Raw genomic sequence first — 24,414 nt, 5'->3', positions numbered from 1 at the left:
AGAAGACAGCATGAAGCTCGCAACCGTTGCGATCGACGGACGGACGACCTGGGGCCTCGTCGAGGGCGACAACTTTTTCGATGTCGGGACCGTTCTCGCGTCACGCTATGCCGATCTCCGGGCGGCCATCGCGGGCGCCCTCGCGGACGTTGCGGAGGCCAGGTCGAAGGCTGCGGCCACGCCGCTTGCGAAGCTCACCTGGCTGCCGGTCGTTCCGAACCCCGACAAGATCCTCTGCGTCGGGCTGAACTACGAGACGCACCGCAAGGAGACCGGCCGCACCGAGGTCGAGCACCCCACGATTTTCGCACGTTATGCCAACAGCCAGACCGGGCATCTCAAGCCGATCATCCGGCCGCGCGTCTCGACCGATCTCGACTTCGAAGGCGAGCTCGCCGTCATCATCGGCAAGGCCGGACGCTACATCTCCCGCAGCGAGGCGATGGGCCATGTTGCCGGCTATGCCTGCTACAACGACGGCAGCGTCCGCGACTTCCAGCGTCACACCCATCAGTTCACGCCCGGCAAGAATTTTCCGGACACCGGCGCGTTCGGCCCGTGGATGATGACGCCGGACGAGCTCGGCGAACTCGCCGAGCTGAAGCTCACGACCCGCCTCAACGCAGAGGTCGTGCAGGAAGCGCGGATCAAACAGATGATCTTCGATATCCCGCGCCAGATCGAATATTGCTCGACCTTCACGCGGCTCGAACCCGGCGACGTCATCGTCAGCGGCACGCCGGGCGGCGTCGGCTCGAGGCGCAATCCGCCGCTGTGGATGAAGCCGGGCGACGTCGTCGAGGTCGAGGTCGAGCGGCTTGGCGTGCTGCGCAATCCGATCGTGGACGAGGCGCGGTGAACGGTCCATCCGACGGAAGCTGCCGGCAACGGCGGCGGCGAAGCTCATCCGGCTTCGTCCGCACGCCGGCATGCCGCTGATTGAAGACAATACAAACAAGACCAGCGAGGGGAAACGTCATGAGCAACAGTGCAGATGTCATGGTCGGCGCGAACGGAGCCGCAGCGGCGGCTCCAATTACGCCCGCGTTCCGCAAGCTCGTGATTGCCTCCTCGCTGGGCTCGGTGATCGAGCACTACGACTTCTTCATCTATGCCTTCACCGCGCCCGTGGTATTCGACCGCTTCTTCTTCCCCAGGATGGATTCGACGGCGAGCATGCTGGCGGTCTACGCGACCTTCGCCGTCGGCTTCGTCGCCCGCCCGCTCGGCGGCATGGTGTTCGGCCATTACGGCGACCGGCTCGGCCGCAAGGCGATGCTGACGATCACTTTCATGCTGATGGGCATCGCGAGCTTCCTGATCGGCTGTCTGCCGAGCTATGACGCGATCGGGCTGCTTGCGCCGATCGCGCTGGTGGCGCTGCGCTTCGCCCAGGGCTTTGCCTTCGGCGGCGAATACATGAACGCGGTATCGCTGACGCTGGAAAACGCGCCCTCGGCAAGGCGCGGCTTCTTCGCCTCCTTCGTCAACGCCTCCGGTCCGATCGGCGTGATCCTGGCCTCGGGCTTCATCGCTCTTCTCGGCTTCGTCTCGACGCCGCAGGATTTTGCGCAATGGATCTGGCGCGTGCCCTTCGTCCTCAGCCTCGTGCTGGTGGTGCTCGGCACCTACATCCGCCTCCAGGTCGATGAATCCATGCTGTTCAAGGCGGTGCAGGCCTCCGCCGCGCGGCCAAAGGCGCCGCTGCTCGACGTGCTGCGCTCGTGGAAGACATCGGTGTTGTTCGGCTGCCTCGCCAACATGGTGCACAGCACCTTCCAGTACATGAGCACGGTATTCGTGCTCGGCTATGCCGTGAAGACGCTGGGCATGGCGCAGTCCACCGTCACCTTCGGCACCATGGTGGCCAACGTGCTGGAGATGTGCATGGTACCGCTGATCGCGAGCTATTCGGATCGCTTCGGCCGGCGCCCGTTCATCGCCCTTGGCATCCTCCTTGCCGCAGCCTGGTACCCGATCTACTTCCAGCTCGTCGCGACCAAGGATCCGACGCTGCTGATCCTGGGCCTCGTCGTCTCGATCGGGATCATCCACGCGCTGATGTTCGCGCCCGAAGCCGCCTTCACCGCAGAGCTGTTTCCGACCGGGATCCGGGTCAGCGGCTCATCGCTCGGCAAGCAGCTCGGCATCATCCTGGGCGGCGGCATCGCGCCGCTGGTCGGCACCGCCTTGATGGGAGCCGGCGGCAGCTTCACGTCTGTCATTCTGTATTTTGAGGTGATTGCGGTCTGCGCCTTCATCGGCATTCTGCTGGCCCCGGAGAGCATGAAACGCGCCTTGTAAAGTCAATGGCGAGGCGTCGGCCCCGTCTGCTGGTAGCGATGCATCGGTGCGATCTCGAAACAGACGTTTGGCGGTCATTTCTCCGAGCCAGGGCGCGCGGTTTGGATCACGACGTCGTGGTTCAAGCCGCCGCCTGCAGCGACCGCCGCGCAGTTCGGCCACGTTCTGCAACATATCTCAATATCTTCGCCAAAGTTTGACCAGCGGACCTCGGGTAGGATCGATTCAAACGCTGGAATCGGAGACCGCCGCGATGTCCCTAAAATTATCCGTGACGCAAAGGGGCCTTGGTGCCGCCTGCCTCGTGCTGGCGGCCGTGATCTCATCCCCTGCGGGAGCGACTCTGGACGCCCTGGCCGGCTCGTGGTCCGGCATGGGCTCGATGAAGCCCGCCGACGGTCCGCGCGAGAGGGTACGCTGCAAGGTTGCCTACAATGTCACGAAGCCCGGCCGCTCGCTGACGCTGGAGCTGCGGTGCGCAAGCGAGGCCTACAGGATGATCCTGTCCGCCAACATCGAGCAGAACGGAACGGATTTCTCGGGCAACTGGTTCGAGAGCGAATACCGCCAGGGCGGCAAGATTCACGGAACCAGCGCGGAGGACGGGCTGATCGAAGCCAGAATCGAAGGCAACACCGTCGCGGCCCTGGTGACGATCCGGACCAAGGGCAATCGTCAGTCCTTCGTCATGGATGCCCCCGGCGCCTGGGTCTCGCAAGTCGCCATCGAGCTGAACAAGGACATGAAGTGACGGGCAGACGGTCAGTTGCCGGGCAATGACACGAAAGGCGGTCCATGCTGCGTTCGGCAGCGAGACGGCATGGCTGCAATCGTTTGTTACACAAGTGAACACGCCGCTCATCAGCCGGAACCTGTGAGGCGTTATGTTGCTGCTCGACCAATTCAGCAATCGATGTGATGTCGAGACGACTGCCTCATATTCTTTTCGTTTCCGGTTCTCCAGCGGATCGACGGACGATCAGCGCCTGTCTTGCGGCTCATCAGTTCGCAACGACGGCCATCGGCCGGGGACGCAACGCGCTCCACGAACTCGAGACGAATACGGTCGACGCGGTCGTTCTGGACGTTGCCAATGACGACGGGAGTGGGCTCGAAGCCTGCCGCAGATTGCGGGAGAAGGGCGTCCTTGTCCCTATCATCCTTTTCACAGGCAGTGGCGATCCCATCGATCGCGTCATCGGGCTCGAGCTCGGCGCGGATGATTGCATCGAAAAACCGGTAGACGAGAAGGAGCTCGTGGCCCGCATCAGGGCGAGGTTGCGGATCATCGACCGCGGTCATCAAGCTGCTGATACCTATTCGTTTGCAGGACTGCGGCTGAACGTCAAGGAAAGACGTGTGACGAGACCCAACGGCTCATCACTCCGGCTTACGTCGGCCGAGTTCGATTTGCTGGCTGCGTTCGTTGCGCGGGCCGGCCGGAAGTTGTCGCGATCGCAATTGCTCGATCTCATGGATCGGCGAACGACAGACGACGCGGCGAGATCAATCGACGTGCTGGTCAGCCGGTTGCGCCGGAAGCTGCTTGCAGAGACCGATGGCGGCCTCATCAGCACGATCCGCAACGGAGGGTATCAGTTCACGTCCGACGTCAACTCCATCCGTGGCGCCAACGCCGGCGCCTGACGATGTCTGCGGGTCAGCACCGGCGAACGGCCGATGGCCGCGAGTTCGGTTTGGGCAGCAGAATCGTCACGGTAAATCCTGTGCTACGGTCGGTCTTGAACCCGATGGATCCGCCATGGCTCAGGACGACGTCGCGCACGATCGCGAGGCCCAATCCGGTGCCGGGAATCTTGGCGCTTCTGGCCTGATCCAGCCGTCGAAAAGGTGCCATCGCCTCGTCGGTCCTGTCGTCGGGTATGCCGGGCCCGTCGTCGCTGATGCCGACCTCGATGTGCTGGCCGCCTGCCGTCAGTTTCACCCGCGCGACCGCGCCGTACTTCACGGCGTTGTCGATCAGGTTTCGAAAAGCCCGCTTGAGCGAAATCAGGCGTCCGACGATTTCGAGATGATCGGGGCCGTCATAGCTGCAATCGTGGCGATTGTCGGTGGCTTCGTCGACCAGGCTGATCAGCAGCGCGGCCAGATCCATCGGCTGGGTCGTCGCCTCGGTCGTCTCTCCGCTTGCGAAGGCGAGGGTGGTGTCGACCATCGCCGTCATGTCCGAAATCTCGGACATCATGGCGTTGCAATCATCCTCCGCGTCGAGCTGTTCGGCGGCAATTCGCATTCGCATCAACGACGATCTGAAATCGTGAGAGATCGCCGCAAGCATTTGCGTGCGCTCCTTGACGAAGGACAACAGGCGCCGTTGCATGTCCTCGAACGCCCTGGCGACGACACCGAACTCGTACAGGCCCTGATCGGAGACCGAGACGAAATCGCGCGTCTTGCCGATCCGGTCCGCGGCCTCGACCAGCCTGTCCAGCGGCGCGACGATCCGGCGGGTCAGCAGCGTAGAGATGATCGCGATGATCAGGAGGCCGCCGATCAGGGGAAGCAGGGGCAGGGCATGGTTCAAACCACCGACCGATTCCGCGAATGACACACTGACCCAGGAACTATCGCTCCCCTGAACGGCGATCCTCAGGCTGGCCGGCACGAGCGCTTCGGGCTCGCTCGGCGCCATGGGCGAGGCGCCCAACGAGGCGCCGACCGAGGCCGGTACGACCTGCGTCTTGATCGTTTGAACCACGGGTGCGACGGCAAACCCGGCATCGTAGACCTCGACCGTCCGAATCCCGTCACCAAGTGCAGCCTTGATCGTCGCGCCCAGCCTGGCATAGGTCGGGTTCTGGCCGTTGTCGGACTTGTCGATCGGCTTTTCCCTCGACCACGTCACGGACAGGAGCGAGCTGGATTGCGTTGCCTTGGCGGCCCGATCCAGCGCCGGTTGCGCGAAGACCTCGGCGGCGAGGCTGCTTGTCTGCTCTGCGAGCCATCGCGCTCCGGTCATCCGTATTTGCGGCTCCGAGAACAGCCAGACCTGGAAGATCGCTTGGGACTGGACGGCCACCAGGCTGAGAACCATGGCGGCGGCAATTCGGCGGCCAATCCCTGGTCGCCGAATCCAGCTCAGGGCATGTTCCTTAGGCAGCATTGTTTTCGACGACCGGTGTGAAGATGTAGCCGCCATTCCGCACCGTCTTGATCAGCGTCGGATTCTCGGGGTTCTCTTCCAGCTTGCGCCGCAGGCGCATGACTTGGACATCAATGGTGCGATCGACCGACGTCGAGGTGCGGCCGCGCGCCAAGTCCAGAAGCTGGTCGCGATTGAGCACGCGGTTGGGGTGCTCGACGAAGGCCTGAAGCAGGTCATATTCGCCGGAGGTGAGCTCGACCAGCGCGCCCGACGGGGATTTCAGCGTTCGCGCCCGGATGTCCAGAGTCCATCGGGCGAACACCAACACCGTCTGTTGCTTGGCGGACTTGTTGACATCGACGGTGGATTGACGCCTCAGGACCACGCGAATGCGGGCCAGGAGCTCGCGGAGACCGAACGGCTTGCAGATGTAGTCCTCCGCACCGAGCTCCAGGCCGATCACCCGGTCGGTCTCCTCGGCAACCGCGGTCAAGAGTATCACGGGCACCGGGTTCTCGGCCTGTGTCTGGCGCAGCAGGGACAGTCCGTTCTCGTCGGGCAGCATGACGTCGAGCACGATCAGATCGAGCTTGGAGGTCGCAAGCTTTTCCCGGAACTGCCTTCCGTCGCTCGCAACCGACACGCGCAAGCCTTGCTGCCCGAGAAATTTGGCCAGGCCGGAGCGAATTTTCGGATCGTCGTCGACGATGAGGATGTGGGGAGCCGACATGATCGAGGCATCCTTCGGTTTTTCGATCGTCTCAAGCGTTTTCTCGTAACAATGTGTAACAGCCGCCCGTTTGACCGCGCTCCTTGCAGGAGCCGTCCTCAACGCAACCGACCGGACGTTACAGAATGAAATAATCCGAAACTTGCGGCTCATCCTGCCGACGCATCGAGGCAGTAAAGATCGTCGCGCAGGAGTGACGATCAACTGCTTGCAGGAAGCTGAGCAAGGAATACCGGACATGCGGCCGACAATCATCAAATTAGTGCGAGTGATCCGCACGGGGGCGGCGATCGTGACGGCGCTCGGGCCGTCCGGCGGCATCGTGCGGGCTCAGGCGGAGCGCGAGTTCCTGCGTCCGGCCCAGGCCGCAAAGATCCTCGCCGATTCCAGGCCTTGGGCTGCGACGGGGGAGGGCGGTCGCCAGGCGAGGATAACCTTCAATCCGGACGGCACGGGGACATTCGAGGGACCTATGACGGTGTCGGCGACATGGGGATCAAGGGCGAAGACATCTGCATCACGATGACCATTATTGGCGTCAAATGCCATCGCTTCGCGAAGGTCGCCGGAGGCTTGGACGCTTACACGGACAGCGCGGTGGAGCTGCGGCTCAGGCGGTAGCAACGCCGCCGTGCTCTTCGTCACGTTCCCGAGCCAGGCGGCCACACGCCGATGTTAACGCCGAGTTCGCGCCTTCACCGAACTTTGATGGGTCCGCTTGGCGGTGGTTTTCGCTGCGGCGGGATTGCGTTGGTAGGCGGCAAGGAAGACGCCGATACCTCCCTCGATCAGGGAGCGACACTCGGCTTCGCTCGGCACATTCATGGAGAGAGCCCATTTCAGGATCACCTTGCCCTGGATCAGGCTCAGAAACTGTGTGGCTGCGAGCTTGATGTCGGGGATGTTGACGAGCCGCTGCGCCTGCGCTGCGCGCAGGAATGCGGCCACTTCGGCGTCGCAGCGCTCGGGCCCGGCCTTCATGAAGACTTCGGCCACGCGCGGATGGCGCGAGGCGCAGGACATGATCAGCCGGTGCATCGCCAGGCCTCTGTGGTCGAGAAAGCCTTCGAGGAAGGTCTTTGCGATCGTGCGCAGCCCCTTCCTGAGGTCGATCGGTCCGCCGTCGTCCTGCCACAACGTCTTCGGCCCGAAGCGGCGACACTCGTCGCTCACCAGCGCCAGCAGCAGGTCGTCCTTGTCGTCGAAATGAACGTAGAGCGTCGCCTTCGACACGCCGGCATGGCGCGCGATCGCATCCATGCTCGTCGCGTCGAAGCCGAGATCGAGAAACAGCCCGCGCGTGCCGTCGAGGATCTGGCGATACTTCGCCTTTGCCCGCGGCCGTTCGCTGGCCTCGATCCGATTCGGCGCCCGTCGTGTTTGCGGCTTTTGCGCAGCAGTTGCCATGACCCGTTCCTCCGCGGCTTGACATTTCCCCGAGGCTGGCAGCATACATGGCCACGAAACAAAACTAAACGGTTTAGTTCGACTATGCCTCGCAAACGCGACCCACGCCGGCGAAGGCCCTCCGTTGCGGCCGAGCGGCGCGGCAGAGGGCTTGCCTGGACCGGCATCCTTCTCCCCGGTCTCTTGCTCGCTTCCTGCGCCGTCGGGCCGGATTTCATCGCGCCCTCGGCCCCGGCGGTCGATGGTTTTACGCGCGAGCAACGCCTCGCGGCGACGACGAGCGCTCCGGTTGCCGGCGGCAACGCGCAGGGCTTCGCCTCCGGCGGCGACATATCCGGGTACTGGTGGACGCTGTTTCGATCGAAGCAGCTCAGCGCCTTCGTCGAGGAGGCGGTGCGCAACCATCCCGACGTCCAGGCGGCGCAATTCGCGCTGCGCAATGCGCGGGAAAACGCGCCGGCGCAGCAGGGGAGCCTGTTTCCGCAGGTGACCGCGGACGGATCGGCGCAGCGCGAGCAGGCGACGACGGCTCAGCAGGGGCAGTGGCCGGGGCAGACCTCGAACTATACGCTCTATGGCGCCTCGGTCAGCGTGTCGTACGCCCTGGACATCTGGGGCGGCACGAGACGTCAGGTCGAATCCCTTCAGGCGCAGGCGGACTACCAGGCGTTCAAGCTCGAGGCGACCTATCTGGCGCTGACCGCCAACGTGGTCACCGCCGCGATCACGGACGCTTCGCTGCGCGATCAAATCACCGCGACCGAGGAGATCATCAAGGCCGAGTCGGACCAACTCGTGCGCATCCAGCACCAGTTCGAGATCGGCGCGAACTCGAAATCGGATGTGCTGTCGCAGGAGGCGACGCTGGCGCAGGCGCGAGCAACGCTGGCGCCTCTCCAGAAGCAACTGGCGCAGCAGCGCAACCAGTTGATGGCGTATCTCGGGCGGCTGCCGAGCCAGGACCGCGGCGAACATGTCAGGCTTGCCGATCTGCGTCTGCCGGGCCGGTTGCCGGTGTCCTTGCCCTCGACGCTGGTGCGGCAGCGTCCCGACATCCGCCAGGCCGAAGCGACGCTGCATCAGGCGACCGCGACCGTGGGCGTCGGCATCGCGAATCTGCTGCCGCAGCTCACGCTGTCGGGCAGCTATGGAGCCAGCGGTCCGGAACGGCTGTTCTCGCCCGACACCATCGTCTGGAGCGCGGCCTCGAGCGTCAGCCAGAAGATCTTCGATGGCGCGACGCTGTATCACACCAAGGAAGCCGACGTGGCGACGTTCGAGCAGGATCTGGCGCTCTACAAGAGCGCGGTCGTGACTGCCTTCCAGAACGTTGCGGATTCGCTGCGCGCCATCCAGTACGACGCCGCGACGCTGAAGGCGCAAGCGGCCGCGGAGAAGGCGACTGCGGACAGTCTCGCGATGGCGGTCGAGCAATTCAAGACCGGTGCGGTCCCCTATGTGACCGTCATCAACGCCCAGCAGTCCTATCTCAATGCGCGCGTGTCGCGCATCAAGGCGCAGGCGACGCGCTTCACCGATACGGCCGCGCTGTTTCAGTCGCTCGGCGGCGGCTGGTGGAATCGGACGGATGAGACCCCCGACGCGCTGCCGCGCGCCAATCCCGGCTACTTCGCCGGTCCCGACAAGAAAAACCAGGAAGCGATGCGATGATCAAGCGCATGACGATCATGCTGAGCGGGATGGCCGTCCTGTTCGGCGGCCTCTACGGCTTTCAGACCTTCAAGGACATGATGATCAGGAAGGCGATCGGGGGCATGGCCAATCCGCCGCAGGTCGTGTCCACCGTGGTGGCCGCCAACGCGCCCTGGCAGTCGACCTTCAGCGCCGTCGGCTCGCTGCGAGCCGTCAACGGCGCCGATCTCGCGCTTCAGGTCGCGGGCATCGTCCAGAATATCCAGTTCTCCTCCGGTGACAGCGTCGCGGCCGGGCAGCCATTGCTATCGCTGGTCGCAACCGACGACATCGCCAAGCTGAACTCGCTGCAAGCAACCGCCGAGAACTACGCCATCGTGCTGAAGCGCGACGAGGAGCAGATCAAGTTCAACGCCGTCAGCCAGGCGACGGTCGACAGCGACAAGGCCAATCTGAAGAACGCCCAGGCCCTGGTGGGGCAGCAGAAGGCGCTGCTCGAGCAGAAGACGCTGAAGGCGCCGTTCGCCGGCCGGCTCGGCATCCGTGCCGTCGATCTCGGCCAGTATTTGAGCGCCGGCACGAGCATCGTCACCCTGCAGAGCCTCGATCCGATCTACGTCGATTTCTACCTGCCGCAGCAGGCGCTCGCGGCGATCAGTACCGGGCAGGACGTTACGATCGCCGTCGATGCGTTTCCGGCCGAGCGCTTCACCGGACAGATCACGGCCATCAACGCCAAGATCGATTCGAGCAGCCGCAACGTCCAGGTGCGCGCCACCTTGCGAAACGGCGAAGCCCGGCTGCTGCCGGGCATGTTCGCCAAGGTCGAGATCGCCGTCGGCAAGCCCGAGCAGGTCGTCACGGTGCCGCTGACCGCGATCGTCAGCAATTCCTACGGTGATCTCGTCTATCTCGTCGATGATGTCCATGACGGGCAGGGCACGGCACGCCAGATGTTCGTCAAGGCCAGGTCGCCGAAGGGCGACCGCATCGCGGTGAACGAGGGGGTCAAGCCGGGCGAGATGGTGGTGATTGCCGGTCAGCTCAAGCTGCGCAATGGCAGCCCGGTCAAGATCGACAATTCCCATGTGCCGGTCGCCGAAGCCGCACCCAATATCGTCGATCAGTAGACCCGGCCACGAGTCCCAGCAGGCAGCCTTAGCGATGCGTTTCACCGATATCTTCATCCGCCGGCCGGTCCTGGCGCTGGTGGTCAGCGCCCTGATCCTGGTGCTCGGCCTGCGTTCGATGTCGACGCTGTCGATCCTGCAATATCCGCGGACCCAGAACGCCATCGTCACGGTGACGACGGCCTATGCCGGCGCGGATTCCGACATCATCGCCGGCTTCATCACGACGCCGCTGGAAAATGCCATCGCCCAGGCGAACGGCATCGACTACATGACGTCGAGCAGCGTCACCGGCACCAGCACCATCACGATCAATCTGCGGCTGAACTACGACTCCGGCAAGGCCATGACGGAGATCAATGCCAAGGTCAATTCGGTCCTCAACCAGTTTCCGACCGGCACGCAGCAGCCGACCCTGACGCTCAAGGTCGGCCAGACCATCGACGCGATGTATATCGGCTTTGCCAGCGAGGTGCTGGCGCCGAACCAGGTCACGGACTACCTCACGCGCGTGGTGCAGCCGCGTCTTCAGGCTGTCTCCGGCGTGCAGACGGCCGAGTTGCTGGGGGCAAAGAAGTTCGCGCTGCGGGCCTGGCTCGATCCGGACAAGCTCGCCGCCTACGGCCTGACGGCGAGCGACGTCTCGACCGCGCTCTCCGGCAACGACTACATCTCCGGGCTCGGCGCGACCAAGGGCCGGCTCGTGCAGGTGGATCTGGCGGCATCGACCAACCTGCATTCGCTCGAGCAGTACCGGAACCTGGTGGTCAAGAACGTCAACGGCGCCATCATCCGGTTGCGGGATGTGGCGAACGTGACGCTGGGCAATGACGATTACGACACCGAAACGCGGTTCAACGGCAAGACCGCCGTCTATATCGGCATCCAGGCGGCGCCAACGGCCAATCTCCTCGACGTCATCAACGGCGTGAAGGCGGTGCTGCCGGACATCAAGGCGCAGCTTCCGAACGGCCTCTCCGGTGAGGTGCTCTACGACTCCACGGATTTCGTGAACTCCTCGATCAACGAGGTCATCCACTCGCTGCTGGAAGCGGTGCTGATCGTGATCGTCGTGGTCTTCCTGTTTCTGGGGTCCTGGCGCTCGGTGCTGATCCCGGTCATCGCGATTCCGCTGTCCCTGATCGGCACGTTCGGCCTGATGCTGTTGATGGGCTTTTCCATCAATCTCCTGACGCTGCTGGCGCTCGTGCTCGCCATCGGACTTGTGGTGGACGACGCCATCATCGTGGTCGAAAGCGTGCATCGGCTGATCGACGAGGGCATGCCTCCGGTCGAGGCCGCCATCGAGTCGGCCCGTTCGCTGGCGAGCCCGATCATCGCCATGACCGTGGTCTTGATCGCCGTCTACGTGCCGGTGGGATTCCAGGGCGGCCTGACAGGCGCGCTGTTCACCGAGTTCGCCTTCACGCTTGCGGGCGCCGTGACGGTGTCGGCGGTGATCGCGCTCACGCTGTCCCCGATGAACTGCGCCTGGCTCCTGCGCAAGACCGAACGCGATGCGGCCAATTGGGAGGCGCGCCTGGTGCGCGGGATCGATCATGTGCTGGAGTGGCTCTCCAGCGCCTATCGCCGCCGGCTCGAGGCGGTCTTCGCCATGAAGCCCGTGGTGGCCGTGTTCGCGCTGCTGCTGCTCGCCGGCATCCCCTGGCTCTATGCGACCTCGACCAGCGAGCTGGCACCGGACGAAGACCAGGGCGTCATTCTCTCGCTGACCACGGCCGCTCCTTCGGCGACCCTTCAGCAGCGGCAGTTCTACGGGCGGCAGCTCTACGACCTCGTGGCCAAGCGGCCCGAGACCGCTACCGTCTTCCAGATCGACACCTCGACCCAGGTGATCAGCGGCTGGGTGCTCAAGCCCTGGGAGCAGCGCAGTCTCACCACCAAGACGCTCCAGCCGGACTTCCAGAACCTGCTCAACACCATCGCCGGCACCCGGTCGGTCGCGTTTCAGCCTTCGCCGCTCCCGGGGAGCAACGGACTTCCGATCCAGTTCATCATCGGCACGACGGGATCCTTCAACGAGCTCGACGAGGTCTCGCGGAATTTCATGGCGCAGGCGCTCAAGAGCGGCCAGTTCATCTTCCTCGACACCGACCTGAAAGTCGACAAGCCGCAGACGATGGTCATGTTCGACCGCGACAAGGCCGGCGATCTCGGCCTGAAGATGAGCGATCTCGGCGGTGCGCTCGCGACCATGCTGGGCGGCAACTATCTGGACTATTTCAGCCTGGACGGCCGGTCCTACAAGGTGATCCCCCAGGCCCGGCAGAACGAAAGGCTGACCACCGACCAGCTGCTCGGCTACTACATTCGAGCCAGCGACAATACGATGGTGCCGCTGTCGACCGTGGCGCATCTCGAGAACAAGACCATTCCGCAGTCGCGCAACCACTTCCAGCAGATCAATGCGGCGACGATCTCGGGGGTCGCGATGCCCGGCGTCTCCATGGGAAGCGCGCTGGCGACGCTGAAGGAGCTGGCGAAGACGTTGCCGGTCGGCTACTCGGTCGATTTCGGCGGCGCATCGCGGCAGCTCGAGAAGGAATCGGGCGGCTTCGTCACCACGTTCGCTTTCGCCGTGATCATCATCTTCCTGGCGCTCGCTGCGCTGTTCAACAGCTTTCTCGATCCCGTCATCATCCTGGTGCCGGTGCCGATGTCGCTCGCCGGCGCGCTGATCTTCATCAGCGTCGGAGTCGGAGGCGCGAGCCTCAACATCTACACCCAGGTCGGCCTTCTCACCCTGATGGGGCTCGTCAGCAAGCACGGCATCCTGATGGTCGAGGTCGCGAACGAGCTGCGCGCGGCCGGGAAGGAGCTCACCGAGGCGATCATCGAGGCGGCGACGATCCGGCTGCGGCCGATCCTGATGACCACGGCGGCGATGGTGCTCGGAGTCGTGCCCCTGATCACGGCGAGCGGCGCAGGCGCCGTGTCGCGCTACAATATGGGGCTCGTGATCGCGACCGGGCTCTCGATCGGGACGCTGTTCACGCTGTTCGTGGTGCCCGTAGCCTATGCGCTGATCGCCCGTCCGGCGCGTCAGGACGCGGCCTAGTCACCGCGATGCCGGTCCATCGCCTGCTGTGGCTTGGCGAGACCGCTCGGGCGGCAGCAGCATCAGCACCTGCAGGCCCGTGGGCAGCCGTGGCCGCATTTCGATGTGGCCGCCATGCCGCTTGGTGATCTCGAGTGCGATCGAGAGACCGAGGCCGAAGCCGCTGTTGTTCTCGCCCCTGGCGTCGTCGACCTTGAAGAAAGGCTGGAACACCTGGTCGAGGAGAGGGACGGGAATACCCGGGCCGTCGTCTGAAACGTCGATCTCGATCGCATCGCCGGCGTTGGTGCCGAGCGACACGTTGATCGTGCTGGCATGCTTGACCGCATTCTCGACGATGTTCGTGACGGCACGCGACAGGGCGCGGGGATGGCAGGCGTAGGAGAGGTGCTCCGGACCGGCATAGGTCACCGCATGCCCCATGTCGGAGAAGTCCGAGCAGATCGTTTGTAGAAAGCTCGGGAGGTCGACACGCGTCAACGGTTCCGACTTGGCGTCGTCCCGGAGATACTCCAGCGTGTCGTCGAGCATGCGGCCAATCTTGGTGATATCGCGCAGCATCGGCGCGCGCAGACTGTCCTGCTGGATCTGCTCGGCGCGCAGTCGGAGCCGCGTCAGCGGCGTCCGCAGGTCGTGGCTGATCGCCGCGAGCATGCGGGTGCGGTCGTTCAGCAGCGAGCGGATGCGGGTCCGCATCTCGTTGAGGGCGTCGGTGACCTGGGTGATCTCGCGGGGACCGCGCCGGCTCAACGCGTCATAGGATTGTTGCGAGCGGCCGAAGGAGGTCGCGGCGCTCGCGACCGCAGCCAGCGGCGCGACCACCCAGCGCACGGCATAGATGGACATGAGGAGCGCGGAGAACACGACCGTGATCAACAGCAGGGCGGTGGGCGGGATGAACATCGGCCAGGTCCTGACGGAGAGATTGAACATCAGGCCATGACTGTCGTCGAGCCGGGCGATGATCTGCGACGGCGGACCCGCAGGATCCCTCACGCCGTCCAGGATCTCGATGTCGCGGCGCGTCTCGAGCGGATGCGTCGCGAGACGGGCCGACAAGGCGTCGGTCCTGCCCGGCGCGAGATCGGCGAGGTTGATGCGCCTGACCTGGAGGCCGCTGCGCCCGATCGCATTCAGTATCGCGTCGATCTCCGCCGCCCCTTTTGCGGCGCGCACGATCCGCGTGATCTCGGTGATACGCGCGGCAGCATAGATCGGGCTGTCGTCGCGCGCGGGCGGATCGTAGAGGAACCAGAGGATCGCCGCCAGAAGCGTGATTCCCAGCGACACCGAGACGGCGACAAGGCCGGTAATCTGGGTCGTGATGTTTTGCGGCAGCAGCCGCTGGACAAACGTCATCAGGCGCTTTCCGACGTTCGACGCGGGGAGGCGTGACGGGGAATCTGTGCGAATGTTGTGGGCGGGGGAGCGTGCGGTGTCGAGAGGAGGTGGCATCGCAACACCGTAGGAGATTCATCGCAGATGAGCAGGGCGCGAAGTGTTTCATTTGATGAATGACGCGCGAAAGCCGTGAACCACGGGGCGAACCCGCACAATGCGCGTTTCGCCGCCGTAATCTTTTGTAATATCTCTTAATCCAAGGTCATTCGCCCCCATCCTATCGTGCCGCTCGGATATCCGAGGATGTTATGGCGGTCGCGTGGGTTTTCAGCTTCAGTCGGCCCGTCGCGGGCGTGAATCGTCCGCGGCGGCTTTACGAGCCGGTCGATCACGCGCCGGCGCTGCGGCCGATGCCGACTGCGCGATTGTTGGTTGCTCCGGCAGGGCTGGTGCGCTGATGATCGCGGATGTCGAATGTCTGCGCCCGGCTGGCGCATCGCATGGACGCGTGCCGCGCCCGCGCCCGGTTCTCGTTCTTCTGGCAGCCGTATCGCTATCGGGCTGCGCCAATGCACCGCTGACCAGGGGCGGCTCGCTGTCGTCTTACGACGATATGGCGCCGTCTGACGGCGTGCTGGCGAAATCGCTGGTGCGCGTCAGCAAAGATGATGTGCTGGCGGCCAGGACCGTGCGGCTCATGCCGGCGGCGTTCTCGAAAGCGGCATCGCCGACGCTGTCGCAGGAGCAGCGCACTCTGGTGGCCAATGCCGTGAACCGCGCATTGTGTATCGGCCTCAGCGAACGGTTTCGGGTGGTCGGTCCGGACCAACCGGCAGACCTTACGACCCGTGTTCTGGTGACGCAGGCTGCGCCGACGAACGAGGTAGCCGCCGGCGCCTCGAAGGTGGTGTCGGTGGTGCCCGCCGCACTGGGCGTGCCGGCGCCGATACCGCGTCTGCCGATCGGGCTCGGCACGTTGTCCTTGGAAGCCGAGGCGCAGGACCGCACCGGCCGGCAGCAGGCCGCAATGATCTGGGCGCGCGGCGCCAACTCCTTCACGAATTCGCCGACCGTCTCGAGTGCCGGCGACGCCTATGACCTCGCCGGTGCGTTCGCCGGGGATTTCAGCCGGCTGCTGGTCACCGGAGAGTCGCCGTTCGGAAAGGCACCGAGCCTGCCGTCGTTCGACGGGATCGGCTCGTCATTGGGCGGCAGGCCGAAATACGAAGCCTGCGAGGCGTTCGGCCGCGACCCAGGCGTGGTCGGGATGGTCGCGAGAGGTCTGGGCGCGCCGCCGGAGTGGTCCGACAAGGGCGCGCCGGCGAGCAGCCAATGAGCGATCGATCGATCGGGGCATGATGAAGGCCATTGTCAGAACGGCTGGTTTGATGACGCTTCCGCTTGTCATGTCGATGCTCGCCGGTTGCGCCGTGGGGCCGGATCATATGAGCCCGACGATCGCGCTGCCGACGCATTGGAGCGACGATGCTGGCAAGCGGCCGCGACAGAGCCCCGTGCAGCTCGCACAATGGTGGCTGCGTCTCAAAGATCCGCTACTGAACGAACTGATCGAGGAGGCCGTGCAGGGCAATCTGGACGTCGCAGCCGCAAAAGCGCGCATCCGCGAGGCGCGCGCACTGCAGCGCCAGTCGATCGGTGCGCTGTTTCCGCAGATATCGGGATCCGGCTCCGCGACCGCGAACCGCACCAGCGCCGGCGTTGCGACGGAGGGCACCGGCGCCACCACCTACAATCAGTTCCAGGCCGGCTTCGATTCATCCTGGGAGCTCGATCTGTTCGGCGCGAACCGCCGCGCCGTGGAAAGCGCGACCTACAATGTGCAGGCATCGGAAGACGACCTGCGCGCGACCTTGCTGACCCTGATCGGCGATGTCGCCTCCAATTACATCCAGGCCCGGGGCTATCAGGCCCGTGCGGCGCTGGCACGGCGCACGGCGGCCTCGCAGCGCGCAACGGCAGCGTTGACCCAGAAGAAGCTCGACGCGGGCTCGGCGTCCGCCGTCGACAACGCCAAGGCCGTCGCGCAGGCCGCCAGCACCGAGGCCAATGTTCCGACCCACGAGGCCTCCTACAGGGAGGCGGTGCACCGGCTCGGCGTGCTGCTCGGGCGCGATCCCACGGCGCTGGTTTCGCGCATGGCGCGTGTGGTGCCGATACCGGCGCCGCGCCTGCCGTTGCCGAAGGGCATTCCGGCGGACCTGCTGACGTTGCGGCCGGACGTGCGCAAGGCCGAACGGCAGCTCGCGCAATACACCGCCAAGATCGGACAGGCCGAAGCCGCCCTCTATCCCGATGTGAGCCTGAACGGATCGGTCTCGACGACTGCGCTCAAGCTCGGAGATCTCGGCAAGAATTCGACGATCGGCTGGTCGGTCGGCCCGTCGCTGAGCGTGCCGATCTTCGACGGCGGCAAGCTGCGCGCCGCCGTCGAGGTGGCGCAGGCCCAGCGCGACGAGTACCACGTCGCCTGGCGCAGCGCCGTCATGACGGCGCTGGAGGATGTCGAGAACGCCATCGTCTCGCTCGCCCAGGAGCGGATCAGGATCCGCAGCCTGTCCGAATCCGCCTCGCGCTACGGCGAGGCCGCCCGGTTGTCGCGCTCGCTCTACGAGAGCGGGTCGAGCAGCTTCCTCGACGTGCTCGACGCCGAGCGTTCGCAATTCTCCGCAGAAGACTCGTTGCTGGAGAGCCGGGCCAATCTGGCGCGGGACTACGTCGCGCTGGGCAAGGCGCTCGGCGGCGGCTGGGATGGCGCGATCGACAGCAGCAAGCCGGAGGTCGTCGACGCCGAAATGGGGCCACATCTGGCCGCGGGACAATGATGCAGACGCGCAATCGGACACGACGGCATCGATCGGAGCGATCATGAACGATGTGGTGGAAATCAAGGGGCGGGAACGTATTCCGCGGACGGACGCAACGCCGCGACCGACGAGCCATGCGCCGCAGCCGAGCGCACCGCCGCGCCAGAGATCATTTTCGCGGCGCGTGCGCATCCTGGCGGCCATCCTGCTGCTGGCGTTGGTGGGCTGGGGCGCAAAGGTCGTGATCCTTCCATCGTCGAACGCAGACCTGACGACGGCGCCCGTCACGCTGGGCGACGTCGAGCAGACCGTGCTGGCGACCGGCACGCTGAAGCCGGTCAAGCTGGTGGCGCTCGGCGCGCAAGCCTCGGGCCGTCTGGTGTCGCTGAAGGTTGTGCTCGGCCAGACGGTGAAGGCGGGAGATCTGATTGCCGAGATCGATTCCCTGACCCAGCAGAACACGCTGCGGACCAACCAGGCGGCGCTTCAGAACACCCGCGCCCAGCGCGCGGAAAAGGAGGCGAGCCTGGCGCTTGCCGAAGCGAATTTCGCGCGCCAGCAGACCACGCTGGCCCAGAAGGCGTCTTCGCGCGCCGACTATGATTCCGCCGAAGCCACCGTCAAGACCACCAAGGCCCAGATCGCCCAGCTCGACGCCCAGATCATCGAGGCCGAGGTCGCGGTCGAGACCGCGCGGATCAATCTCGACTACACCCGCATCGTCGCGCCGATCGACGGTACGGTGCTCTCCATCGTGACCCAGGAAGGCCAGACCGTGAATTCGGTGCAGTCGGCACCGACCATCGTCGTGCTTGGCCGGCTCGACACCATGACGGTCCGCGCGGAGATCTCCGAAGCCGATGTGGTGCGGTGCCGGCCCGGCCAGAAGGTCTATTTCACCATCCTCGGTGATCCGGCACGCCGCTACGAGGCGCAGCTCGAATCCATCGAGCCTGCGCCGGAATCGATCAAGACCGACAGCAGCTTTACCTCGACGACCACGACGTCCTCGAGCAGCAGCTCGTCCTCGTCGTCCACCTCGTCGGCGATCTACTACAACGGCATCTTCAAGGTGCCGAACCCCGAAGGCGATCTGCGGACCTACATGACCGCGGAGGTGCATATCCTGCTCGGGGAAGCACATAACGTCCTGACCGTTCCGGTTGCCGCGCTTGGCGAGACATCCGCGGACGGCACCGCCAGGGTGAGGGTGGTCGAGCCGTCGGGCACCGTCGTCACCCGCATGGTGAAGGTCGGCCTCAGCAACAAGATCCTGACCGAGATCCGCAGTGGGCTTTCCGCCGGCGAGCGCGTGGTGATCGGCAGCAACGATGTGTCGCAGGCCAAGTCGGCTCTTCCGCCGCAGCCGGGGATGTGACATGGCCGAGCCCTTGATCGTTCTCGACGCGGTCAGCCGCGCCTATGTCTCGGGCGAATCCACCGTGGTGGCGCTCGACAGCGTCGATATCCGGATCGCCGCTGGCGAGATGGTCGCGATCGTCGGTGCGTCCGGGTCGGGCAAGTCGACGCTGATGAACATCCTCGGCTGCCTCGACCGTCCGACCTCCGGGCATTACCGCATCGCCGGCCGCGACGTCGGCTCGCTCGACATGGACGAGCTCGCCGCGCTGCGGCGGGAGCATTTCGGCTTCATCTTCCAGCGCTATCATCTGCTTGCCGAGCTCACCGCGGTCGGCAATGTGGAGATGCCGGCGATCTATGCCGGCCGCAGCGCCTCCGACCGGCGGGACCGGGCATCAGACCTGCTCGGCCGTCTCGGCATGGTGAACCGGCTCCAGCACACCCCGGGGCAGCTCTCGGGCGGCCAGCAGCAGCGCGTCTCGATCGCGCGGGCTCTGATCAATGATGCCAACGTAATTCTCGCCGACGAGCCGACCGGCGCGCTCGACAGCCGCAGCGGCGAAGAGGTGTTGCGCATCCTGGACGAGATCCACGCCGAAGGCCGCACCGTGATCATCGTTACCCACGACATGGCGGTGGCCCGGCGCGCCCGGCGCATCATCGAGCTGCGCGATGGCAAGGTGTGCTCGGATCAGCCCAATCCGGGCGATCGTGCCGCCGTTGCCACGGCTCATGCGCCGACGACGGAGGAGGCGGCGCCAGCGTCGCCGTCGGGCTGGCGGGCGACGCTGGGTCGTTTCCAGGAAACGATGCGCATGGCGCTGTTGTCCATGAATGCACATCGGCTCAGGGCATTCCTGACCATGCTGGGCATCATCATCGGCGTGGCGTCCGTGGTTTGCGTCGTGGCGCTCGGTTCGGGTTCGCAGGAGCGGGTGCTCGCCAACATCAACAGCCTCGGCACCAATACGCTGGAGATATTTCCGGGCAAGGACTTCGGCGACACCCGTTCGGCCAAGATCAAGACGCTGGTGCTGGCGGATGCGCGTGCGCTGGGGCAGGAATCCTATGTCGCCGCGGTCTCGCCGACGGTGTCCACGTCGACCACGCTGCGCTTCGCCGCGACCGAGGCCAGCGCACAGGTCAGCGGCGTCGGAGAATATTACTTTCAGGTCAAGGGCACGCAGCTGGCCGAGGGCAGCTTCTTCGACGCGGACAGCGTGCGCAGCTATGCCCAGGACGCGGTGATCGACGACAACGCGCGCAAGGCGCTGTTTCCCGATCGCACCGCGAGCCCGGTCGGGAGGGTCATTCTCGTCGGAAAGGTGCCGTGCCGCATCGTCGGCGTCACCCGCCAGCAGCAGAGTGGATTTGGGTCCAGCGCCAATCCCACCGTCTATCTGCCCTACACCACGGTGCAGGCGCGTTTTCTCGGCGATCCGTCCTTGCGCAGCATCAGCATCCGGATCAACGACACGATGTCGACAAGTGTCGCCGAGCAGGCGGTCACTCGCCTCCTGACGGAGCGTCACCGGACCAAGGACTTCTTCATTCTCAATACCGACGAGATCCGCCGGACCATCCAGAGCACCGCCCAGATCCTGACGCTGCTGGTCGCCGCCATCGCCGTGATATCGCTGATCGTCGGCGGCATCGGCGTGATGAACATCATGCTGGTGTCCGTCTCCGAACGCATCGCCGAGATCGGCGTGCGCATGGCGGTTGGCGCGCGTCAGTCCGACATCCTCCAGCAATTCCTGATCGAGGCGGTGCTGGTCTGCTTGATCGGTGGCGCGCTCGGGATCGGCTCTGCGCTGGGCTTCGGCGCCATCTTCAACGCCTTCGATGTTGGCTTCAGGCTAATCTACTCGACGACGGCGATTGTCATCGCGGTGGCGTTCTCGACCGTGATAGGCGTGGCATTTGGTTACATGCCAGCACGCAACGCGTCGCGGCTCGATCCCGTGGCGGCGTTGTCGCGCGAGTAGCTCCAGCCTATGACCCGTTGATCTGCGACGATCGTATTCTGGCTCCCTGGGGAAAATTAAGAAAAATCAATTGCTTGAGCATGTCTTTGGATCGGCGAATCCCGGGCTCGAGGCCGGTCGCGGCCACCATATCCGGTGATCCGTCGCCGATCGTTCCGCCACACATCCCCACCTGCCTGCGCCGCGCGCGGGAGCCCAGCGTTTCCGTCAACCCTGATCTCGACGACATCGGGACGTGGATCGGTATACTGCCACCATGTACCGGAACAAGGATCAGACGATGGACGATACGATTGGCTTCCCCGACCCCGGCCTCGACCTGTCCGACGGTTTCAAGCCGCACACCTCGCATTGGGGCGTGTTCTCGGCGCGCAACGGCGCAGCCGGCCTTGAGGTCAGGGCCTATGCGGGCGATCCTGATCCGAACGGCATCATCGACAATTTCCCCGGCGCGCTGCGGCACCAGGCGCGCATCGCCCAGCCGGCGATTCGCCGCGGCTGGCTCGAACGAGGTCCCGGTCCGGACAATCGCCGCGGCCGCGACGAATTCGTCTCCGTGAGCTGGGAGAAGGCGCTCGACCTCCTCGGCGACGAGCTCGGCCGCATCCGCGACACGCGCGGACCCGGCGCCGTGTTCGGCGGCTCCTATGGCTGGTCGAGCGCGGGCCGTTTTCACCACGCGCAGAGCCAGGTGCATCGCTTCCTCAACATCGCGATGGGCGGCTATGTGCGCTCGGTGAATTCCTATTCCTCGGGCGCGTCCTCGGTGCTGCTGCCGCAGATCATGGCGGGCTACGAGGACATCACCAAGCGCAACGTCACCTGGGAGCAGATCGCTGATAACACCGAGATCGTGCTGGCGTTCGGCGGCATGGCGCTGAAAAATTCCATGGTGGCCGGCGGCTCGATCAGCAAGCATGTCGAGCGCGGCGCCATGGCGGCGGCGCATCGGCGCGGCTGCGAGTTCATCCTGGTCAGCCCGCTGCGTGAAGACCTGCCGGTCGAGGCCGGTGCCGAATGGATGACCTGCGTGCCCAGCACCGACACCGCGCTGATGCTCGGCATCGTCCACACGCTGGTCAGCGAGAATCTGCACGATCAGGCTTTCCTCGATCGCTACACCGAGGGCTGGCCCGTCTTCCTGCGCTATCTCACCGGGGAGAGCGATGGGCAGCCGAAGAGCGCCGAGTGGGCCGCCGCGATCTCCGGCGTCGGCGCGGACACGATCCGCACGCTCGCCCGCCGCCTTGCCGGAAAGCGCGCACTCATCACCGTCTCGCATTCGCTCCAGCGCGCCGAGCATGGCGAGCAGCCGGTGTGGATGGGCATGGTGCTGGCGGCAGCCCTCGGCCAGATCGGCCTGCCCGGCGGCGGCTATGCCTATTCATTGGGGGCGATCGGCTATTACGGTCGCCGCGTCAACGACGTGCCGGGGCCGACGCTCGGGCAGGGCCGCAACGGCGTCCGCGATTTCATCCCGGTCGCGCGCATCGCCGACATGCTGCTCAATCCCGGAACCACCTATCGCTACAATGGCGAGACGCGCACCTATCCGGACATCCGCCTCGTCTACTGGGCCGGCGGCAATCCCTTCCATCACCATCAGGACATCAACCGCTTGCGCAGGGCCTTTGCGCAACTCGACACGCTGGTCGTGCACGAGCTGGCCTGGACCGCCACCGCGCGGCACGCCGACATCGTGCTGCCATCGACCATGACGCTGGAGCGTGAGGACATCGGCTATTCCACCAACGATCCCCTCATGGTCGCGATGCACCGGATCGCCGAGCCGTTTGGCCTCGCGCGCGACGACTACGAGATCTTTGCCGATCTTGCCGAACGTCTCGGCGCGCGCGAACCCTTCACCGAGGGACGCACGTCGCGGCAATGGCTGGAGCATCTCTACGAGCCGACCCGCGCCTCGCTCGAAGCGCGCGGCCTCGAGGCGCCAGGATTCGACGAATTCTGGCAGCGCGGCAGCCTGGTCGTGCCGCAACAGCCCGACGATGGCGGCCGGTTGCGCCGCTTCCGCGAGGATCCGGTCGCTCACGCCCTGCCGACGCCGAGCGGCCGCATCGAGATTTTCTCTGCGAAGATCGAAGGCCATGGCGATGCGGATTGTCCGGGACATCCGGTCTGGCTGGAGAAGACCGACATGCCCAAGCGAGGGGCGCCGTGCTTCCTCGTCGCCAATCAGCCGGTGACGCGCCTGCACAGCCAGCTCGACTTCGGCGGACATTCGCTTCAAAGCAAACATCGGGGACGCGAGGTCGCGCGCATGAACCCGCGCGATGCCGACGCGCGCGGTATCAGGGACGGCGACATCATCCGCCTGTTCAACGAGCGCGGCGCCTGCCTCGCCGCGGTCCACGTCACCGACGGCATCGCGCCCGGCGTGGTCCAGCTCCCGACCGGCGCCTGGTACGACCCGATGGACCCCGAGGACGACGCGCCGCTCTGCGTCCACGGCAATCCGAACGTGCTCACCCGCGACATCGGCACCTCGTCCTTCGCGCAGGGCTGCACCGGGCAGCTGACCACGGTGGAGGTGGAGAAATTCACCGGCAATCTGCCGCCGATACGGGCGTTCGATCCGGTGTAGCGGGCTTTGTCGCCCGTAGCCCGGATGGAGCGAAGCGTAATCCGGGACCGTTTGGTCGGCGCAGCACTTTTCCCGGATTGCGCTGCGCTCCATCCGGGCTACAGATCCTTGCGTTGTGTGACAACATTCTCGTGCCCCGGACGCAGCGCAGCGCCCTTCAGCGGTGCGCTGCAGAGCCGGGGCCCATGTCGCCGCGCCCTACCGTGTCGCCATCCGGGTCCCGGCTCTGCGCAGCAACGCTAGGGGGCGTTGCAGCGCGTCCGGGACACGAGAGCGGCGTAGCCCACCCGTGCGAATTCGAAATCGGCCCGCGCAGACGAAAGAAAGCTCCCGCGCCGTGCTGCTAAGGGTTCGTGACTTCAGGCAAGGATCAACGAACATGACCAAGGCAGACCTCCAAAGCCCGACCGATCTCGGCGCCAACGCGAACCGGGACATTCCCGCCGCGCTGCGTGCCCTGCTCGCCGACGTCTTCGCGCTCTATCTGAAGACCAAGAACTTCCACTGGCACATGTCGGGCAGCCATTTTCGCGACTATCACCTGCTGCTGGACGAGCAGGCCGACCAGATCTTCGCCATGACCGACGACATCGCCGAGCGCGCGCGCAAGATCGGCGGCACGACGCTGCGCTCGATCGGCCACATCGCGCGCGAGCAGCGCATCCTCGACAACGACGCGGACTATGTCGACCCTCTGGACATGCTGGCGGAATTGCGCAGCGACAACCAGCAGCTGACGCGGGAGATGCGGCGCGTGCACGAGCTCTGCGACGAATATGGCGATGTCGCAACCGCAAGCCTGATCGAGAACTGGATCGATGAGGCCGAGCGCCGGGTCTGGTTCCTGTACGAGTCCGGCCGCACCGGTCCGCATGCGTGATGCCTCG

At 65.1% G+C, this 24,414-nt stretch carries 18 protein-coding genes; 14 read left to right on the top strand and 4 right to left on the bottom strand.

Going from position 1 to position 24,414, the window contains the following annotated elements; all coding sequences use genetic code 11:
- Positions 1-10 precede the first annotated feature (10 nt).
- From XI09_RS33400 to XI09_RS33385, 4 genes are all read left to right on the top strand, one after another.
- Positions 11-859, top strand: a complete 849-nt coding sequence (locus XI09_RS33400) for a fumarylacetoacetate hydrolase family protein (RefSeq protein WP_271570653.1) — start codon at positions 11-13, stop codon at positions 857-859.
- 119 nt (positions 860-978) lie between these two features.
- A complete protein-coding gene (locus XI09_RS33395) occupies positions 979-2,304 on the top strand; it encodes an MFS transporter (protein ID WP_271570652.1) in 1,326 nt (441 codons plus the stop codon).
- Between the two features lie 253 nt (positions 2,305-2,557).
- Entirely contained in the window at positions 2,558-3,055 is a 498-nt protein-coding gene (locus tag XI09_RS33390; RefSeq protein WP_271570651.1) for a hypothetical protein, read from the top strand.
- 167 nt (positions 3,056-3,222) lie between these two features.
- Positions 3,223-3,951: a response regulator transcription factor gene (locus tag XI09_RS33385; protein WP_271570650.1), complete on the top strand. Its 729-nt coding sequence runs from the start codon at positions 3,223-3,225 to the stop codon at positions 3,949-3,951.
- A 13-nt stretch (positions 3,952-3,964) separates the two neighbouring features.
- Here the strand turns inward: XI09_RS33385 and XI09_RS33380 are convergent, their stop codons facing one another.
- Together XI09_RS33380 and XI09_RS33375 are read right to left on the bottom strand one after the other, a co-directional pair.
- Positions 3,965-5,359, bottom strand: coding sequence for a sensor histidine kinase (locus XI09_RS33380; RefSeq protein ID WP_271570649.1), 1,395 nt, complete (start codon positions 5,357-5,359; stop codon positions 3,965-3,967).
- A 58-nt stretch (positions 5,360-5,417) separates the two neighbouring features.
- Positions 5,418-6,461: a response regulator gene (locus tag XI09_RS33375; protein ID WP_333939151.1), complete on the bottom strand. Its 1,044-nt coding sequence runs from the start codon at positions 6,459-6,461 to the stop codon at positions 5,418-5,420.
- Positions 6,462-6,629: 168 nt separating this feature from the next.
- Between XI09_RS33375 and XI09_RS33370 the strand changes: the two genes are divergently transcribed.
- A complete protein-coding gene (locus XI09_RS33370; protein ID WP_271570648.1) occupies positions 6,630-6,761 on the top strand; it encodes a hypothetical protein in 132 nt (43 codons plus the stop codon).
- A 54-nt stretch (positions 6,762-6,815) separates the two neighbouring features.
- Here XI09_RS33370 and XI09_RS33365 read toward each other — a convergent pair whose 3' ends face one another.
- Complete coding sequence (locus tag XI09_RS33365; protein WP_271570647.1) at positions 6,816-7,547, bottom strand: TetR/AcrR family transcriptional regulator; 732 nt, start codon at positions 7,545-7,547, stop codon at positions 6,816-6,818.
- Between the two features lie 84 nt (positions 7,548-7,631).
- Between XI09_RS33365 and XI09_RS33360 the strand changes: the two genes are divergently transcribed.
- From XI09_RS33360 to XI09_RS33350, 3 genes are read left to right on the top strand one after another with little or no spacing between them, the layout of a single operon-like run.
- Positions 7,632-9,218 (top strand): efflux transporter outer membrane subunit, encoded by a 1,587-nt coding sequence (locus XI09_RS33360; protein ID WP_271570646.1) that lies wholly within the window; start codon positions 7,632-7,634, stop codon positions 9,216-9,218.
- Complete coding sequence (locus tag XI09_RS33355) at positions 9,215-10,330, top strand: efflux RND transporter periplasmic adaptor subunit (protein WP_271570645.1); 1,116 nt, start codon at positions 9,215-9,217, stop codon at positions 10,328-10,330. The genes XI09_RS33360 and XI09_RS33355 overlap by 4 nt, the downstream gene beginning before the upstream one ends.
- Before the next feature lie 34 nt (positions 10,331-10,364).
- Complete coding sequence (locus XI09_RS33350) at positions 10,365-13,409, top strand: efflux RND transporter permease subunit (RefSeq protein WP_271570644.1); 3,045 nt, start codon at positions 10,365-10,367, stop codon at positions 13,407-13,409.
- Here the strand turns inward: XI09_RS33350 and XI09_RS33345 are convergent, their stop codons facing one another.
- Positions 13,410-14,768: an ATP-binding protein gene (locus XI09_RS33345; protein WP_271570643.1), complete on the bottom strand. Its 1,359-nt coding sequence runs from the start codon at positions 14,766-14,768 to the stop codon at positions 13,410-13,412.
- A 439-nt stretch (positions 14,769-15,207) separates the two neighbouring features.
- Here XI09_RS33345 and XI09_RS33340 point away from each other — a divergent pair, with 439 nt between their 5' ends.
- The 6 genes from XI09_RS33340 (at position 15,208) to XI09_RS33315 (ending at position 24,407) form a co-directional block, all read left to right on the top strand.
- Complete coding sequence (locus XI09_RS33340) at positions 15,208-16,086, top strand: DUF3313 domain-containing protein (RefSeq protein ID WP_271570642.1); 879 nt, start codon at positions 15,208-15,210, stop codon at positions 16,084-16,086.
- Positions 16,087-16,138: 52 nt separating this feature from the next.
- Positions 16,139-17,593 carry an efflux transporter outer membrane subunit gene (locus XI09_RS33335; RefSeq protein ID WP_442869635.1) on the top strand — a complete coding sequence of 485 codons (1,455 nt, stop codon included), beginning with the start codon at positions 16,139-16,141 and terminating at the stop codon, positions 17,591-17,593.
- A 43-nt stretch (positions 17,594-17,636) separates the two neighbouring features.
- Entirely contained in the window at positions 17,637-18,953 is a 1,317-nt protein-coding gene (locus XI09_RS33330) for an efflux RND transporter periplasmic adaptor subunit (RefSeq protein ID WP_271570641.1), read from the top strand.
- Between the two features lies 1 nt (position 18,954).
- The gene (locus XI09_RS33325; RefSeq protein WP_271570640.1) at positions 18,955-20,925 is read left to right on the top strand and encodes a MacB family efflux pump subunit; all 1,971 of its coding nucleotides are present in this window, start codon (positions 18,955-18,957) and stop codon (positions 20,923-20,925) included.
- Between the two features lie 280 nt (positions 20,926-21,205).
- Positions 21,206-23,527 carry a molybdopterin guanine dinucleotide-containing S/N-oxide reductase gene (locus XI09_RS33320; RefSeq protein WP_271570639.1) on the top strand — a complete coding sequence of 774 codons (2,322 nt, stop codon included), beginning with the start codon at positions 21,206-21,208 and terminating at the stop codon, positions 23,525-23,527.
- 379 nt (positions 23,528-23,906) lie between these two features.
- Positions 23,907-24,407, top strand: a complete 501-nt coding sequence (locus tag XI09_RS33315; RefSeq protein WP_135176758.1) for a Dps family protein — start codon at positions 23,907-23,909, stop codon at positions 24,405-24,407.
- The last annotated feature ends 7 nt before the right edge of the window (positions 24,408-24,414 follow it).

Origin of the sequence: Bradyrhizobium sp. CCBAU 11386 (assembly GCF_028128955.1) — a bacterium.
Lineage (GTDB): Bacteria > Pseudomonadota > Alphaproteobacteria > Rhizobiales > Xanthobacteraceae > Bradyrhizobium.
Note: the sequence above shows the minus strand (reverse complement) of the source record. Positions and strands in the feature narration are given on the sequence as shown.